The 14,213-nt window shown below is 60.0% G+C and carries 14 protein-coding genes; 10 read left to right on the top strand and 4 right to left on the bottom strand.

Going from position 1 to position 14,213, the window contains the following annotated elements:
* The first annotated feature begins 9 nt into the window (after positions 1-9).
* The 6 genes from K3756_RS04855 to K3756_RS04830 all read left to right on the top strand — a co-directional run bounded on the left by K3756_RS04855 (position 10) and on the right by K3756_RS04830 (position 5,932).
* The gene (locus tag K3756_RS04855) at positions 10-840 is read left to right on the top strand and encodes a carbohydrate ABC transporter permease (RefSeq protein WP_259991454.1); all 831 of its coding nucleotides are present in this window, start codon (positions 10-12) and stop codon (positions 838-840) included.
* A complete protein-coding gene (locus K3756_RS04850) occupies positions 840-1,847 on the top strand; it encodes an ABC transporter ATP-binding protein (RefSeq protein ID WP_259991452.1) in 1,008 nt (335 codons plus the stop codon). Before K3756_RS04855 ends, K3756_RS04850 begins: the two co-directional genes overlap by 1 nt.
* Positions 1,844-2,617 carry an L-iditol 2-dehydrogenase gene (locus tag K3756_RS04845; protein WP_259991450.1) on the top strand — a complete coding sequence of 258 codons (774 nt, stop codon included), beginning with the start codon at positions 1,844-1,846 and terminating at the stop codon, positions 2,615-2,617. The genes K3756_RS04850 and K3756_RS04845 overlap by 4 nt, the downstream gene beginning before the upstream one ends.
* On the top strand, positions 2,617-4,080 hold the full coding sequence (locus K3756_RS04840) for a mannitol dehydrogenase family protein (RefSeq protein WP_259991448.1): 1,464 nt from the start codon (positions 2,617-2,619) through the stop codon (positions 4,078-4,080). The genes K3756_RS04845 and K3756_RS04840 overlap by 1 nt, the downstream gene beginning before the upstream one ends.
* A 115-nt stretch (positions 4,081-4,195) precedes the next feature.
* Complete coding sequence (locus tag K3756_RS04835; RefSeq protein ID WP_259991446.1) at positions 4,196-4,864, top strand: cupin domain-containing protein; 669 nt, start codon at positions 4,196-4,198, stop codon at positions 4,862-4,864.
* Between the two features lie 9 nt (positions 4,865-4,873).
* Positions 4,874-5,932: an NAD(P)/FAD-dependent oxidoreductase gene (locus K3756_RS04830; protein ID WP_259991444.1), complete on the top strand. Its 1,059-nt coding sequence runs from the start codon at positions 4,874-4,876 to the stop codon at positions 5,930-5,932.
* A 40-nt stretch (positions 5,933-5,972) separates the two neighbouring features.
* Here the strand turns inward: K3756_RS04830 and K3756_RS04825 are convergent, their stop codons facing one another.
* Positions 5,973-6,422 carry a MarR family winged helix-turn-helix transcriptional regulator gene (locus K3756_RS04825; RefSeq protein ID WP_259991442.1) on the bottom strand — a complete coding sequence of 150 codons (450 nt, stop codon included), beginning with the start codon at positions 6,420-6,422 and terminating at the stop codon, positions 5,973-5,975.
* Positions 6,419-7,555: an Acg family FMN-binding oxidoreductase gene (locus tag K3756_RS04820; RefSeq protein ID WP_259991440.1), complete on the bottom strand. Its 1,137-nt coding sequence runs from the start codon at positions 7,553-7,555 to the stop codon at positions 6,419-6,421. The genes K3756_RS04825 and K3756_RS04820 overlap by 4 nt, the downstream gene beginning before the upstream one ends.
* 240 nt (positions 7,556-7,795) lie before the next feature.
* Here K3756_RS04820 and K3756_RS04815 point away from each other — a divergent pair, with 240 nt between their 5' ends.
* Entirely contained in the window at positions 7,796-10,360 is a 2,565-nt protein-coding gene (locus K3756_RS04815; RefSeq protein WP_259991438.1) for an HWE histidine kinase domain-containing protein, read from the top strand.
* Positions 10,357-10,890, top strand: a complete 534-nt coding sequence (locus K3756_RS04810) for a hypothetical protein (RefSeq protein ID WP_259991436.1) — start codon at positions 10,357-10,359, stop codon at positions 10,888-10,890. The genes K3756_RS04815 and K3756_RS04810 overlap by 4 nt, the downstream gene beginning before the upstream one ends.
* Before the next feature lie 64 nt (positions 10,891-10,954).
* On the opposite strand, the gene K3756_RS04805 is transcribed toward K3756_RS04810, so the two are convergent.
* Both K3756_RS04805 and K3756_RS04800 read right to left on the bottom strand, forming a co-directional pair.
* Positions 10,955-11,353, bottom strand: coding sequence for a thioredoxin family protein (locus K3756_RS04805; protein WP_259991435.1), 399 nt, complete (start codon positions 11,351-11,353; stop codon positions 10,955-10,957).
* 16 nt (positions 11,354-11,369) lie between these two features.
* Positions 11,370-12,083, bottom strand: coding sequence for a cytochrome c biogenesis CcdA family protein (locus K3756_RS04800; RefSeq protein WP_259991433.1), 714 nt, complete (start codon positions 12,081-12,083; stop codon positions 11,370-11,372).
* A 161-nt stretch (positions 12,084-12,244) separates the two neighbouring features.
* Here K3756_RS04800 and K3756_RS04795 point away from each other — a divergent pair, with 161 nt between their 5' ends.
* Both K3756_RS04795 and K3756_RS04790 read left to right on the top strand, forming a co-directional pair.
* Positions 12,245-13,162, top strand: coding sequence for an MBL fold metallo-hydrolase (locus K3756_RS04795; RefSeq protein WP_259991431.1), 918 nt, complete (start codon positions 12,245-12,247; stop codon positions 13,160-13,162).
* Positions 13,159-14,103: an MBL fold metallo-hydrolase gene (locus K3756_RS04790; protein WP_259991429.1), complete on the top strand. Its 945-nt coding sequence runs from the start codon at positions 13,159-13,161 to the stop codon at positions 14,101-14,103. The genes K3756_RS04795 and K3756_RS04790 overlap by 4 nt, the downstream gene beginning before the upstream one ends.
* The last annotated feature ends 110 nt before the right edge of the window (positions 14,104-14,213 follow it).

Below are 14,213 nucleotides of genomic sequence, written 5' to 3'. Positions count from 1 at the left end.
GATCACAACATGGCCCGCGCCGTCACAACCAAGAACAAGATCCTCTGGAGCGCCCTCGCGTGGAGCTTTGGTCTGCTGATGTTCTTTCCGATCATGTGGACGTTTCTGACATCGTTCAAATCCGAAGCGACCGCGATTGCGGACCCGCCTGTCTGGTTCTTCTTTGACTGGACGCTGGAAAACTATACCGCGGTTCAAGAGCGGTCGAACTATCCCAAAGCGCTGATGAACTCCATCATTATCGCGGTCGGCTCGACGCTGCTGGGTATTCTGGTGGCCGTGCCTGCCGCGTGGTCGATGGCCTTTGTCCCCGGCAAACGCACCAAGGACGTGCTGTTGTGGATGCTGTCGACCAAAATGCTGCCCGCGGTCGGTGTGCTTTATCCGATGGTGCTGCTGGCGAAATGGCTCGGTCTGATGGACAGCCGCATTTTGCTGATCGTCGTGCTGATGTTGATCAACCTGCCGATTATCGTCTGGATGCTGTACACGTATTTTAGGGAAATTCCCGGCGAGATCCTCGAGGCGTCCCGGATGGACGGCGCGAACCTCAGATCCGAAATCCTCTATGTGCTGACACCGATGGCCGTACCGGGCATTGCGTCGACCATCCTGCTCAACATTATCCTCGCATGGAACGAAGCGTTCTGGACCATCTTGCTGACCACAGTGAATGCCGCACCGCTTACCGCCTTCATCGCCAGCTTCTCGGCGCCCGAGGGTCTGTTCTATGCCAAACTATCTGCCGCCTCGATGATGGCCATTGCGCCAATTCTCATCATGGGCTGGTTTTCACAAAAACAGCTCGTTCGGGGCCTTACATTCGGAGCCGTCAAATAATGGGACAGATCACCCTCAACCAAGTCACCAAGAGCTTTGGCGAAACGCAGGTCATCCCGCCGCTGGATCTCGAAATCAACGAAGGCGAGTTCGTCGTATTCGTCGGCCCGTCGGGCTGTGGCAAGTCCACCCTGCTGCGCCTGATTGCCGGTCTCGAGGATACCACCTCTGGCCACATCAGCATTGATGGGAACGACGCCACCCAATTGCCCCCTGCCAAGCGCGGGCTGGCGATGGTGTTCCAGTCCTACGCGCTTTATCCGCATATGTCGGTGCGCAAGAACATCGCGTTTCCGATGCGCATGGCCGGAATTGACGAGGCCACGCAGAAAGAGAAGATCGAAGCCGCAGCCAAGGCGCTGAACCTGACGGATTATCTCGACCGCCGTCCGGGCCAGCTGTCGGGCGGCCAGCGCCAGCGCGTCGCCATCGGCCGTGCTATCGTGCGCGAACCTTCGGCATTCCTGTTTGACGAGCCCCTGTCGAACCTTGATGCGGCCCTGCGTGTCGGCATGCGTCTCGAAATCTCGGAGCTTCACAAAAAGCTTAATACCACGATGATCTATGTCACCCACGACCAGGTCGAAGCGATGACAATGGCCGACAAGATCGTCGTGCTGCAGGCCGGCGTCATCGAGCAGGTCGGCTCACCGCTGGACCTGTATCACAAGCCAAAAAACAAGTTTGTCGCGGGCTTTATCGGTTCTCCGAAAATGAACCTGATCACCGGACAGGAAGCCCAAAAGCACGGCGCCGACACGATCGGTATCCGGCCCGAGCATCTGAATGTGTCAAAAACCGAAGGCATGTGGAAAGGGACCGTCGGCGTTGCCGAGCATTTGGGGTCCGATACGTTCATCCACGTCCACGAGACAGGTTTGATGGACATGATGACCGTGCGCATCACCGGCGACATCGAAGCGCGTCACGGGGACGACATCTATCTCACACCAGACCTTGCCCAGCTGCACCGCTTTGACGCGCAAGGGCTGCGGTTGGAAAAATGAACCGGCTTGCAGGTAAATCGGCCCTGATCACGGGTGCTGCCCGTGGCATCGGGCTGGGCTTTGCCAAAGCGTTCGCGGCAGAGGGTGCGACCGTTGCCATCGGGGACATCAACGTCGATGCCGCGCGCGCGGCGGCCGAAGACATCGGCGGCACCGCCTACCCCGTGGCGCTGGATGTGGCCGATCAGGCCAGCATCGACGCAGCGATCGTAACGGTGGTCGCACAGGCGGGCAAGATCGATATCCTGATCAACAACGCCGCCCTGTTTGATGCCGCCGAAACGGTCGATATCACCCGCGAAAGCTTTGAGCGGCTTTATGCCGTGAATGTTGCAGGGACGCTTTTTACCATGCAGGCAGCGGCCCGCCAGATGATCGCGCAGGGCCATGGCGGCAAGATTATCAACATGGCGTCGCAAGCCGGACGGCGCGGCGAAAGTCTGGTGCTGGTTTATTGCTCGACCAAGGCCGCGGTCATTTCGATGACCCAATCGGCTGGTCTGAACCTGATCAAGCATGACATCAACGTCAACGCCATCGCCCCTGGTGTGGTCGATGGGGAGCATTGGGTCCACGTGGATGCGATGTTTGCAAAACTCGAAGGCAAGGCCCCCGGCCAGAAGAAAGCGGAGGTCGAAGCGGGCGTGCCCGCAGGCCGTTTCGCCGTGCCGGAGGATCTGACGGGAATGGCCGTTTTCCTCGCCTCTTCCGACTCTGATTATATCGTGTCGCAGACGTACAACGTCGACGGCGGCCAATGGATGAGCTGATGCAGCTGAATATCGCAAACCTCCCGCTTCTTTCCGAGGCTGTGCGCACACCGCGCTATGACCGTGCCGATCTTACGCCGGGTATCGTGCACATTGGTCTGGGCAACTTTCACCGCGCGCATCAGGCGTGGTATCTGCATCGGTTGATGGACGACGGTCTGGCGCACGACTGGGCGATACTGGGCGCAGGTGTGCGCCCTGCAGATGCCGCACAGCGTGACCGCATGCTGTCGCAGGACTGTCTCACCACGCTGATCGAACTGGATCCGTCGGGAAAATCGGCGGAAGTCACCGGCGCGATGATCGGGTTTATTCCCGTGGCGACCGACAATGGCCCCCTCATTGCACAGATGAGCGATCCCGCCATTCGCATCGTTGCCCTGACGGTAACGGAGGGCGGGTATTACGTCGCCGCCGATGGGTCGTTCGATGCGGGCCACCCCGACATCGCGCACGATGCCGCCCACCCCGACACGCCGCAGACCGCTTTTGGGGCGATGATCGCGGCGCTCAAGCATCGCAAGAAAAACGGCGCCGGGCCTTTCACCTGCCAAAGCTGCGATAACCTGCAAGGCAATGGCGATATCCTGCGCCAGACCATTCTGGGCCTCGCGCGGCTGAGCGATCTCGCGTTGGCAGACTGGATCGACAGCAACGTCACCTTCCCCAACGCGATGGTCGATTGCATCGTACCGGCAACCGGCCCGTCCGAGCTGGCCTTGGCGCGCAGCTTTGGCGTTGACGATGCAGCCCCCGTGACCCACGAGAATTTCCGCCAGTGGGTCATCGAGGACAAGTTCTGCGCCGGCCGCCCCCCGTGGGACCACGTCGGGGTGACCTTCACCGATGACGTACACAGCTTCGAGGCCATGAAACTGCGCCTTTTGAATGCAGGCCACCAGATTATTGCCACGCCCGGCGAATTGCTGTCGGTGGAAACCATCGCCGGGACAATGGCAAACCCGCTCATCCGGGACATGTTCCATAAGGTCGAAATGACCGAGATCGTGCCGCATGTGGAAGCGGTGCCCGGCATGCAGCCCTCTGCCTATGTCGATCTGATCAGCAAACGGTTTGCCAACCCCGAAATCCGCGATACCACCCGCCGCGTCGCGTTCGACGGCTCATCGCGCCACGCGGGTTTCTTGCATCCGATCATCCGCGACGCGCTTGCCGTCGATGCACCGCTGGACGGGCTCGTCCTGATCGAGGCGCTTTGGGCCCGCATGTGCGCAGGGACCCGCGAAGATGGCAGCATGATCGAGGCAAACGATCCCCATTGGGATGTTTTGACCACGCAGGCGGCGGCGGCACGGTCGGCGCCTCAGACATGGATCGATCAGGAGAAATTCTACGGCGATCTGGGGCAAAACAAACGTTTCTCCGAGCGGTTTTCCTACTGGTTGACCCTTGTCTGGGATCAAGGCACGCAAAGCGCAATTGCGGCCTATCTCGACGACTAGACCGTATTTCCCGTCGCGCCCTGTCTCACATCGCCGTGACCTGCAGCGGTGCTCCGCTTGTCATTCCGACCCGCCAGCGCGAAGGTAGGAAGAAACAAGCACAAGAGGCGCACCTATGGAATTGAACGCAGATTTTACGCAGCCTGCCTTGGTCCGTTCAGAACAGATCGCTTGGACACCGTCGCCAATGCCGGGTGTCGATCGTCGCATGCTCGACCGGATTGGCGGTGAAGTGGCGCGGGCGACGTCGATCGTTCGCTATGCGCCCGGATCGTCTTTTTCGGCCCACACGCACACCGGAGGCGAGGAGTTCATCGTGCTCGACGGGGTCTTTCAGGACGAGCACGGCGATTACCCTGCAGGAACCTATGTGCGCAATCCGCCAACGTCTTCGCACACGCCCGGTGCCGCGGGTGGATGCACCATTTTCGTCAAGCTTTGGCAGTTCGACAGCGAAGACCGTGTCCAGTTCCGCAAGGATATGCACGATGCCTTGCCCGCGCCGGTCGCGGGTGTGGCGACGGCCGAATTGCACCGAGATGCGCGTGAAGTCGTCCGCTTCAGCCGTGTCGATCCATCGGTCCCCTTTGCCATCGACGACACCGGCGGGATCGAGGTGTTGATCATCGACGGCATGCTGGATCTGGAGGGTGACACGCTGGGCAAAGGCGATTGGCTGCGCCTGCCCGAAGGTCAGACCCTGCGCGCGCACGGCGGCCCGGAGGGGGCGACGCTCTGGTACAAGACCGGGCATCTGCCCTACGCCCGCCCGCCAGCGGTCTAGGCGCTTTCGGTGGGGGTTCTCGTCATCGGTGGCGGCCTGAGTGGACTGGCTGTGGCCGATGCTCTGCACCGCGCGGGCCGCCCGTTCATGCTGGTTGAGGCACGTCAGCGTTTGGGCGGGCGCATTGCATCGGTTTCGGTGGACGGCGCCACATTTGATACGGGGCCTGCGTGGTTCTGGGATGGCCAGCCGCGTATCGCGGCGCTGATCAACCGGTTCGGATTACACAGGTTTCAACAACATGCAGCGGGCCTGACGGTTCTCGAGGATGCGTCGGGGCAGGTGCAACATCTGAGCGGCATGTCCCCGATGCAGGGCAGCTGGCGGATGGAAGGCGGGCTGACCACGCTCACGCAGGCGCTGGCGCAGGGGCTGCCTGCCGAAACCATCCGTATCGACGCCCGCGTCACGGCCCTGTGCCAAACCGACAACGGTATCAGCGCGACACTCGCCGATGGCACGAATCTGTCGGCACAGAAGGTGGTTCTTTGCCTGCCCCCGAGGATCGCCGCGCATCTGCACTTTACACCCGCTTTACCCGCCGCCGCGGTGCAGGCGTTGCAGGGCATTCCCACGTGGATGGCGGGACAGGCCAAGGTTGTTGCCGTTTACGAGCGTCCGTTCTGGCGCAAAGCGGGGCTGTCGGGTACGGCAATGAGCCGGCATGGGCCGATGGTCGAAATGCATGACGCATCGCCCGCAGATGGCGGGCCTTACGCAATATTCGGGTTTGTCGGAGTGCCGCCGGAGCACAGGCGCGATAGAGCCGCGTTGCAGCGGCAGGTTATAGCGCAGCTGGGCCGGATTTTCGGACCGGATGCCCTATCACCGCTGGACGTGACGATTATGGATTGGGCGACCGAACCCTGTACGGCGACACCGTCGGACCACCGCCCCCTTGCGGCCCATCCCAGTTACGGCATGCCGCCGGAATTGCGCGATCTATGGGACGGCCGATTGGTACTTGCGGGCACGGAAGTCGCCACCGGATTTGGCGGCTTTATCGAAGGTGCGCTGGAAGCGGCTGAGGACGCTGTGTGGCGCATGAACATATCGCACCAGACCTGAGCTTGATGCGGACGTATCCAGGCCACCTGCCCGCAACCGGCTAGCGATTGTTGTCGAGATGTTTGCGCAATTCCGACAAATCATCGCGCACCCGTTCCATGATTGCGAGTTGATCGGCACCTATGACATGGCCGAATTCCTGTGAGACCCGCACAATTGCATCATCGCGAAACGCCCTTCCTGCGTCGGTCAGGAACACCAGCTTGGCCCTGCCATCCGCGGGATCGGGTCGCACCACAATGAAATCGCGATCTGCGAGCACCCTGAGCGAATGGGTCATGGTATTTTTCGTCACCTGCATGGCTGCCGCGATCCGCACCGGAGATTTGCCATCTCCGAGGCGGGACAGGTGATTGAGGATCGAAAAATGCGACGGGTGCACACCGTCCGGCAGGCTTTTGGCGAACATCGCACTCGACAGCTGGTTGATAATCCCGATCTCGTTGAAGAAGCCGAATACTTCGGCCGCTCTGGCTTCGTCCTGGGTCACATGGTTCCTATCTTGGCCTCGATGGGCCAGCGTGGGCTGACCTCGACCCCGGGACCGTAGCCGATACGTGCGAGCATTTGAACCGTCCCGCCACCGGGTGCGAGCCGTGCGTGCGTGGTCGCGAAATGTGCGCTCATCTCTGGATATTCCTGAAGGGGCTGGCTGAGAGGCTGGAACCCCAGACCCTCGCGCGTGCAGGCAAGATTGATGCGCAGCCAGTCGGCCCCGCACGCGATCTGGTCGGCACGCGTGTTGGTGTCACTGACAAGCCATAGATGGCCCATCGCGGTCTGCGTGTTTTCCGTGACGGCGGCGACCCCCTGAATGTAGGCCTGCGACCCTGTGTCGAGCGATGCTTCGCGGGTCATGATGCCCGCATGGGACAGCGCCTCGAACAAGGGACCGCCAAAATCGATACCGTCGGGATTGGCGTTGATTTCGGCTTTGCCGATGCGGAACAGATCCACGCTTTCCTTGAAGGTACGGGGCGTTTCGATTTCGACATGCAGCGCCTGCGTTGTCAGCGCCCGCCAGAACGCCACATCATCGGGTGCAATCGATCCCCCCACGCGTGCGGTCGTCGGTGTTTGCAATATGCGTGAAAGCGTTTCGGCATGGATGGTCCGGTCGGTATCGAACGGTTCCTTGTTGGAGCGCCGCTGCATCACATGGTCAAACAAGGCATCAGGCGCGACCGACGACTTGGTGAAACGGACCGTCGCCACAGGCCGGTTGTCGAGAGATTGCGCGTCTTCGCCCTGCGGGAACAGCTTCGTTTCCACGGCATAGCCGTCGGCCGCCGCAGCCATGCGCATCAGCTCCAGAAAGCATCCCAGTCCGATCGTAAGCTGGCGGTCAAAGGGGTCAGTGTGCGGCAACTGTTTCTCCGTGTCGAAAAACAGCGTCGCGCCGTCGTCGCCATCCAGCCGCACGATCCAAGGCTGACGGTTGTGCGGATTGGGGGCGAGAATGGCGTGCGACAGGGCGTTCATGCGCGGGTCCACGTACGTGCCCGCAGTTTGCCAAGGAGCGAGAGCCGCGTCAGGTCTGCGGGTGGTCACAAAGGCACCGCCCGTCGCTGCGGCGAGTATGACACCACCACCGGTCATCTTGAGAAATCCACGTCTGTTCATAGCAAACTCCATTAGTACGGTATCGAACTATATAGTTCCACATCGTACCATTTGATCGACTTGTCAACGTCAAATGGGAACTTGTGACGTTCAAACGCCCCGTTGCGGGGGCGATCATGGCTCCGCAGTCTGTCTTTTCTTTAAGGGCCGGAAAAATAGCGCAAACTACCTGTTTTATTCGGCTTGACCTGCCGACCGGCGCATCTAATTTGCACTGCTAGTCGAGGGGGACTTTCAGACTTGGACAATACTGCGACACAGCTGCACGGCGATCTGTCATTGGATACCTGCGATCTGGAACCCATACACACACCCGGTCGGATCCAGCCCTTCGGCGCGCTGCTTGCGGGTCCAAGTGATCTGTCCAAGATCGAGTATTGCAGCGCCAATGTTGCCGAATATCTCGGGATCGAACCGCAGGTCTTGCTCGGCTCGGCGTTCTCAAAGGCGATCGGTGAGCAGATCACCCACGATCTGCGCAACCTTGCGAGCATCTCGACAGCACGGACACAACGCGAGCGTCTGGGTCGCTACACGCTGGATGCCGGTGATTTCGAAATCTACCTGCACGTAAATCCGCAGAACCAATCAGTGGTCGAATTCGAACGCGCCCCGACCGAAACGCCCTCCCACCGCAAAGCTCCGATTGACGAGATGCGCAAGTACCTTGCGTCCGCTGGATCACGCGACAGCATCGAAAAGATGCTGGACGCATGCGTTGTCGGCCTGGGTGCGTTGACCGGATACGACCGCGTACTTGCCTACCGTTATGCGGAAAATGGCGATGGCGAAGTGGTGGCAGAAATGCGCAGCGGCGCCGCGACCAGCTTTCTTGGTCTGCGCTATCCCGCGTGGGACGTGCCGGAGCAGGCTCGCGCGTTGCAGATCAAGAACCCCCTGCGGATGCTCACGGACGTGGCGCAGGATCCGGTGCCCGTTTTGGCATATGACAAGAAATTGCCGCCGCTGGATATGTCGTTGGCGCACCTGCGGGGAATATCGCCAATTCATGTTGAATACCTCTCCAACATGGGCGTGGGGGCGACGCTGACGATCGGGCTGGTGGTTGACGGGCGTTTGTGGGGCATGTTCGCCTGCCATCATCTGAGCCCGCGTGTCATCGGGTCGGATGTCCGCATCGCGGTAGAGCTTTTCGGGCAAATGGTGTCCCTGCTTATCAAGCAACGGATGGATATCTCGGAGACGAGACGCCGTCACAAAGCGGCCGAAGCGCGGGAGCGCATTCTGGCGGAGACCGATGCGAACACCGATTTCCTTCATTCGTTCCAGTCGCTTGCCCCGATCCTCGCCGAGGTCATCGAGTGCGACGGTCTGGCCGTGACCTACGAAGGCAAGACGCTGATCCATGGCAGCGCGCCAAGCCATGATGCGATTGCAGGGATCAGCCGCTACGACGATACGCAGGAGGACGTGATCCTAGGTATCGAAAATCTGACGCAAAGCGATCTGGTAAACGGGGCGGAGCTTGGCGCCAGCGCGGGCGCACTTCTTATCAGGGCCACTGCGGCCTACCCGATGCAGTTGATGTTCTTTCGCGACGAAAAAATCCGAAGCCTCAACTGGGCCGGAAAGCCGGAAAAGAAATTGGACGCAGGGCCGCTGGGTCCGCGGATCACCCCACGCGGATCGTTCGATGCCTATGTCGAGAGCCAGCGCGGTTTCGGCAACCCTTGGACCGCCTCGGAACTTGCCGCAGCGCGGGAAATACAGATCTTGCTGACCCAGATCGCTGCCAAGGGCGAACGGGTCCAGCTGATGCGGCATCAGGACCTTGTCACGCACCAGCGCCAGCAGGATTTGATGATTGCCGAATTGAACCACCGCGTCAAAAATATCCTCGCGCTGATCCGGTCCCTGTCACGGCAGGCCAAAAGCTCGTCTGCCTCGCTCGAAAGCTACGCGCTCGCGCTCGAGCAGCGGATTTCGGCGCTCGCTGCCGCGCATGACCTTGCTGTGTCCAACAGCATGAACGGCGTATCCCTGCGCAGCGTTCTGGAAACCGAATTGCAGCCTTTCCTGACGGATGATGCGTCGCAGGTCTTGCTGACGGGCCCCAAGATTGGTCTGCGGGCAGATGTTGCGCCGATCATCGCGCTGGTGATGCATGAAATCGTTTCGAACGCTGTGAAATACGGGGCGCTGTCCACGCCCGACGGCATCGTTCGGGTGCAATGGTCGGTCAGTGACGATATGCTGAAACTCAGCTGGAAAGAGCTTGGCGGCCCTCCTGTCGAAGAACCCACCCGCCACGGGTTTGGCAGATCGCTCGTCGAGAAGGCCATCACCTATGAATTCGACGGGCACGCGGTGCTGTCATTCGCGCCGGGCGGTGTGACGTTTTCGTTCGAACTGCCGGGTGAAAACCTTGTCGATCTCGAGGCGGAGACGGAGGTCAAGCTGGTTGGTAGCGTGGGGGTTATAGAGATGGCCGCGTCGGACAAGAGTGCGCTGCTGGTCGAGGACAATGTCGTGCTGGCCATGGACATGGTTGAAACGCTGACCCACCTCGGCACGAGCAATGTGGAGACGGCATCCACCGTCGAAGCAGGTATGAAGCTGGCAAAGAAGGGCGGCTTTGATTTTGCCGTGCTCGACATGAATTTGCGGGGCGTTGTATCGTTCTCGATTGCGGAGCATTTGATCGAGGCGGGCGTGCCTTTCATCTTTGTAACCGGATACGGATCGTCGATCGAATTGCCCGAAACGCTCCGTCAGGTGCCGATCCTGACCAAACCGGTTGACGAAGGAACGCTTTCGCGTTGCATCGAAAAGCTGTTGCAGTGAGCACAGCCGCCAAAGAGGGGTTTCGCTGGACCCTGCGCCGTGACACCCAAGCGGATCATGACGCCGTTGACCAACTGATTTCCGCATGGGACCTGCAATCGCAACACGGGCTGGCCCAGTTCTTTCGTCTGCACCTAATCTGTTTTAAGGCGATGGCAACCACGTCAGGCGATCCGCGGTTGCCCGTGATGATAGACGCGTTGTCAGCAGATCTCGCCGTGCTGCGCGATGCGCAAGATCTTGAGCAAATGGCTTGCCCAAAGGCCCATCCCCTTGCCGTTGACTACATCCTTGCCGGATCCCGCCTTGGCACGCAGATGCTGCGCAAATCATGGATCGCCGCGACCGATGCGCAAGTGCGTCAGGCCGAGCAGTATTTCTCGATCCCCCCTGCCCCCGCAGAATGGCAACAGACCTGTGCAGCACTGGATGAAATCGCACCAAATAGCGATGAGGCGCGCGTGATCACGCACGACAGCCGCGCCTTGTTCGGCTTGTTTAAGACCGCTTACGCCCGCATCGCCCTTTGACGCACCCCCTAAGACCGCGCGCGGGCGATGCCGACCGATATCGACATCACGAAAAGCGCGCGGCCTAAAGCCCCGCGTCCAACAACGCTTTGATTTGGCTTTCCGACGTCTGCGCGACGACGCGGCCAAGTTCTGCGTCGCCCCGCAACAGGATCAACGTGGACCGGCGCGGGATATTGCGGAAGACGGTGACTTCGTGGTCCTTGTAGGTATCCCAGTCCACTTTGATGAACGTCAGCTTTTCGTCGTAGACGGGGTCCGCTGCGCGCAGCGCGTTCATCACCCGCTCTTGCCGCTTGCACGTGCTACACCAAGAGGCGGAATAATCGATAAGCACCGTCTTCCCCTGCGCCAGCGCGGCGTCAATGGTGCCGGGGGCGTAGTTGATGAACTGCTCCGCGTGCAGCACCGCAGGAACGCAGAGGGTTACGGCGGTTCCGGACAGAAAAAATCGGCGGTTCATGGTGGGTCTCCTGACTTCAAAGAGCGACGGACAGATCCTGTAGCCAGATCGGCATCACGTCCAACGCCCAGGCTTCGATATAGTGATTGAGGTTAAAATAAAGCATCAAACCAACGGCGATAAACGTAACGCCCAGAATAGGTTTGGACCGCTCGGCAAGGCCGCGCAGGGATTGGGCGCGACGGCGGATCGCCTCGCGGGCGCCAAGGCCGAGCCCGATGATGAGCGTCGACACCCCCAAGGCGAAGAACACCATGATCAAACCTGCATAAGTCAGGTTCTCGCCCTGAGAGGCCAAGGCAATCGCCCCTCCCAGTGTGGGACCGATGCAGGGCGACCACACGGCACCGAGCAAAAGGCCACCGAGAAACTGCCCCCGCACTCCGTCGGGTTCGATCCCGTCCATTTGCCGGTCCGCGCGCGCGGCCAAACCGGCGGTCGCCAATTCGAACCTGCGGGCAAAGCGCGGCACAACAAGCACGATACCGAAGCCAACCATCAGGATTGCTCCGAACTTTGCGAAACTGTCCTGCGTTAGACCGATAGAAGATCCGAAGGCCGTGATCAGCAGGCCGAAGATGACAAATGACGTGCTCATGCCCGCAGCGAGTGCAACCGGGCCGTAGCGATTGGCGTTGAGGGCACTCACAAGCACAATGGGCAGAACCGGCAAGACGCACGGATTGATCAGCGTCAGAAGCCCGGCGAGATATGAGAACACAAATTCCATACGTCGAGATATGAAACTAAGCCCCTCTCGGGACAAGACAGATGCCGGGTTTGGCCCATCACTATGTCGTCAGGCGAATAGCGATGCAGCCGAAGCAAACGCTTGCCTGACCCATTTCATTCGGTCATATTCCTATAAAAGAATTCATTGGGAGACAGCGAATGGCACCGTCACGCAGGACGTTTCTGGCCGGAGGTGGCGCTGCGGCGTTGATGGGGCTTGGACCAAAGTTCGCACACGCCAGTCTGACCCTCGGGGAAATGAGGCTCGACGTGGTGAGCGATGGGTCACTGAGCTTGCCGGGCAGTTTCATTTTCGACCCGATGCCCAAGGATGAGCTTGCGCCGATCCTTACCAAGTTCGATCTGTCGCCGGACGTGCTTGAACCGCCGTGTAACGTGACGCTGTTACGACACGCGGACCGGGTCGTGCTGTTCGATGTGGGGTCCGGCCCTGATTTTGCGCCCAACTCCGGTATGCTGCTCGCGTCGCTCGATGCAGCTGGAGTGGCGCCCGAGGACGTCACGGACATCATATTTACCCATGCGCACCCCGATCACTTGTGGGGGCTTCTGGACGATTTCGATGATCCGCTTTTCACCAATGCTTCCTACATGATCGGCAAGTCCGAGTGGGACTACTGGATGGATCCGAACACGGTCGACACCATCGGCGAGGCGCGCGCGTCCTTTGCGGTGGGCGCGCGCAGGCGGCTCAAGATGATTGAGGACACCATTTCATTTTTTAAGGACGGCGAAGAAATCATGCCCGGGGTTGCGGCCCGTGCCACCCTTGGCCACACACCGGGCCATATGGCGTTCGAGGTCCGGCAGGGAACCGATGCCGTCATGATACTGGGCGATTGCATCGGCAATCATCACGTGGCCTTTGAAAAGCCGGAATGGCCGTCCGGATCGGATCAGGATCAGGATGCAGCGGCACAAACGCGGGTGCAGTTGTTGGACCAGCTCGCAACCGAAAAGACGCGCATTATCGGTTTCCATCTTGCCGGCAATGGCACCGGCTATGTCGAAAAAACAGCCTCGGGCTATACCTTTGTTGCAGAGGACGGCCAATGAAATATCTTGCCGTCATTCCTTTTCTGATCGGCCTGCCCTGCTTTGCCAGCGAAGACATCGCCGACCAATACCCCGCCTCCGTGCTTTATTCCAAACCGGTCGAAGTGATACCCAATGTGTTTTCGGCAATCGGCGCCACGGCCCCGCCAACCTACGAGAACGCAGGTCACAACAACAACCTGAGCTTTATCGTGACGGACGAGGGAGTCGCCGTCATCAACAGTGGTGCGTCATACGAACTTGCGGAAGCCCTGCACGCCGAGATCAAAACCGTGACCGACCAGCCGGTGAAAGTGGTCTTCAACGAAAACGGACAGGGCCACGCCATGCTCGGTAACGCATACTGGGCATCTTTGGGGGTCGAGATCGTCGCCCACCGCGACGCCGCCCGCGCGTTCGAAGAATACGGCGACAGATCGCTTCAGGCGGCGCAGGAGCGGGTGAAGGAACGGGCGGCAAAGACAACCGTTGAACAGCCGACGACGGTTTTCGATGACGCATATACCGTGTCGTTGGGCGGCACCCGGATAGAGGCACGGTACCTTGGTCCCGCGCACAGTCCCGGAGACATCGTCATCTGGTTACCGCAGCAAAGTCTCGTGATTTCGGGGGACATGGCCTTTCACGAACGACTGCTTCCCATATTCGACGATACGATGACGGCGGACTGGATTGACACGTGGGACACCGCATTCGAACCACTGGGCGCGACCTACGTGATCCCCGGTCACGGCCATCCGACGAATATGGATCAGGTGCGCCGCTATACGCGTGATTATTTGGTCTATCTGCGAAAGCAGATAGGGGCCCATCTGGATGAGGGCGGTGATTTGGCGCAGGCTTACTATGTCGACCAATCCCCCTACGCGCATCTCGACACCTTCGAAGAGCTCGCCACGAAGAACGCGGGCCGCGTCTATGAGCAGATGGAATTCGAGTAGAAGAGCCGACAGCACCTATGCCGGCCGTTGTCGGCGAGATGGTGAGTTGACGCCAATATACCTTAGAGAGGGTGCAGAGCTTGGCAATTAGGCGATCGGCCGTATCGCTG

Origin of the sequence: Sulfitobacter sp. S190, assembly GCF_025141935.1 — a bacterium.
Lineage (GTDB): Bacteria > Pseudomonadota > Alphaproteobacteria > Rhodobacterales > Rhodobacteraceae > Sulfitobacter.
This window is presented reverse-complemented; position numbering and strand designations above follow the sequence as displayed.